Source organism: Candidatus Hydrogenedentota bacterium (genome assembly GCA_019695095.1).
Lineage (GTDB): Bacteria > Hydrogenedentota > Hydrogenedentia > Hydrogenedentales > SLHB01 > JAIBAQ01.
Genome location: JAIBAQ010000393.1, coordinates 1 through 2,698, shown reverse-complemented (window position 1 = coordinate 2,698; position 2,698 = coordinate 1). Strand labels below are relative to the sequence as shown.

Below are 2,698 nucleotides of genomic sequence, written 5' to 3'. Positions count from 1 at the left end.
TATCGTACGGGAGCAGAAACTTCAAGAGATGTGCGAGCAGACCTTCGCAACGGCACGAGACGCGTTGAGAAGCAGATTGCCGATTTGGTCCGATGGCACCATGATCGGCGAGATTTCAAGTTTCAATCGTCGAGCCCGCAAATTTCCGAAGGGGAATTGAAAGCGATCTTGAGATGTACGCAACAACTTTCTGCAGACGACAGAATCTCCAAAGGGGGATTTCTCATCGAGTTCTTGTGTTTTAGCAAATCCCACGGTCGCGCAGTTGAAAAGGGGTGGGAGTCCTGCCCTTCAGTGCGAGGAATCATTCGAAGATGGCCCGGCTGCAGCGGAATGCGTTACAAGCCTCACATGGATTGGGCTTTGTCGGTGGGTGTCTTGACGCTGATTCGCGAGAAGCGTCAGTCCGCCGATGGAACAGGTAGGGCTCGAACCTATCTTTTATCCATTCCGACGGATGATACAGATGAAGCGACACTCACCCATTCTGAAGCCCGTCTTCGTATGACGTGCGTTGTTGATGGCGACGATGTCGTGCAGGAGTCGGCGTTGAGCTTGCCTGTCGCGAGTGACACGTATGATGTTTGTCTTCCTTCATCGAAGGAAGAAGGACTAGAGACAAAAGAGACCAGAGATCGAAGTATCGATTGGATGCCAAAGGAAAAGAGTGAAGAAGCCAGAGCATCAATGAAACTCGACACGCTTTATCTTTCACTGCCCGTTGGTCACGAAACGTTCAGCGAAAGGAAACCTCAACATGCCTGCAAAAGCAACGATCGAATCGGTCAATCCAATGATTGCCACGAGGACCAGGACGACATGTGGCGTGAACATACGCGGGGTTCCGCGAGAGATATGGCAACGCGCCCGTCAGAACGCTGTCCTATCCGGCCTTTCGTTCCGATCCTATGTGATACAAGTCCTGGCGCGAAGCGAACCAATGAGGCTCCCTCCGATAGCAGCCGACTTGGATCAAGCGTGTATCAAGTCATAGCCTTGACGAGCAATCTGAATCTTCATGTTCTCTGCATAGAAACACCCGTCGGCCAAATCTGCCGCTTCGTGAACGGAAGCCAGGCCCGCGATTCTTCAGCGAATGGGACTATGAAGGGAGCCGGCATCCAAACCGAATCCTGAATCTATGCGATCACCTGCTGCTATCAAGTCCGCCTGAGCGGACGAGATCTAGTCTGGCGCTGCGCCTTGGAGCGCGCGGATAATTTCCGAGATCGAGGTTGCTTGTGGGGCGAGAGCGTGGACCGAAAGGCCGTCAGACTTTTGGAGGGCCTGTTTGACGTCCTTTGCAGACACGGCAAAATTGAGGTTTTGGCCCATTCGATGCGTGATCGTATTAACTCCAATCACTTCCCCTTTCGAGTTTATCAACGGGCCACCGCTATTTCCCGGTGAGATTGGGGTCGTAGTCTGAATCCACGTTACGCGAAGCTTCAGCCCGGGGAGCGATTTGGCCATTTCATTGGCGTCTCTGATCGCACTGACAATTCCATCAGTGGGCGTGAAAGAGAAACCATACGGAGCGCCCAATGCCATTACCCGCTGACCCCTTATCGGAAACTCCTCACAAATAGGAAGAGGCTTTCGACCTTCGGGGACGTCCGTAAGTCGAAGCACTGCTAGATCCTGTTCTGGGTACATGGCAAGGTAGCCGGAGATTGCTACCTCCTTTCCATCGTGAAAGACGGCCCGAGCCCGCATTGCGTTTTCAACGACATGATAGTTCGTCACGATTGTTCCAAGGTCATCGATCAGAAAGCCACTGCCGGTGCCCGCACCGCGCCTGCCGCGAGTATCGATGCGAACAACTGAAGGCTCGATTTGCTCAACTAGCCTGGAAATGTCTAATGCACCAGACTGAAGTTCCTGAGATCCGGAACTTGCCGTCGGTGCGGCGGCGACATCGGTGGCGGACGTTGAGGAAGATTCGTTTAATGTGCAAAGCACTCGAAAACCGTAATCGTCGCGACGTACGTCTGCATCGTTACCGTCTCGGAACGCCGATCGACACAAGCTCGCCGGGGCACGCCAAGAACCGCCCCGAATTACTCGCAGTTCGCCGTTTGCCGGGCCCTTCGGCGAATCCATTGAAGACGATGCGTAGTAACTGCCCGAGAACCAGTCTCCGCACCACTCCCAGACATTGCCATGCATATCGTAAAGTCCAAACGAATTTGGCCGATACGTCCCGATCAGCGCGGCTTCCGATGGGCGGCGTGCAGGATCGGAAAACTGGGCATCTTCTGTCGACAGCTGGTCACCGAAAGCAAAAGAAGTACCCATGCCTGCCCGACAGGCATACTCCCATTCAGCTTCAGAGGGCAACCGATATACCCGGCGGGCCGACACTTCGTCCGGCATAGACGACAGCTTTCGGCAGAACGCAGTTGCATCGTCCCACGAAATGCCGTACGCCGGTCGCCGCAAGTCCTCAGATGGCGGTGTGGGCCCGGTTGCCGCGGCGGCTCTCATTACGCGGTCGTATTCGCCAACGCTGACTTCGAAGCATCCAAGGTAATAGCCATTTAGAATCCGAACGGAATGCTGAGGAGCCTCCTCGGGGTTAGCACCTTTCTCTGTACTCGCAGCGCCCATCCGAAATTCACCGGGAGGAACGTATACCAATTTCATCCCAAGAGAATTGGTGATAAACAGATGCTCGTTGGGCTGAGGGGATGATGCC

1 protein-coding gene is annotated in these 2,698 nt (G+C 54.3%); it reads right to left on the bottom strand.

What is annotated here, in order from left to right; translation table 11 throughout:
- Positions 1-1,185 precede the first annotated feature (1,185 nt).
- Positions 1,186-2,698: SUMF1/EgtB/PvdO family nonheme iron enzyme (locus tag K1Y02_26780; protein ID MBX7259989.1), on the bottom strand; the 1,513-nt coding region annotated here is incomplete at its 5' end.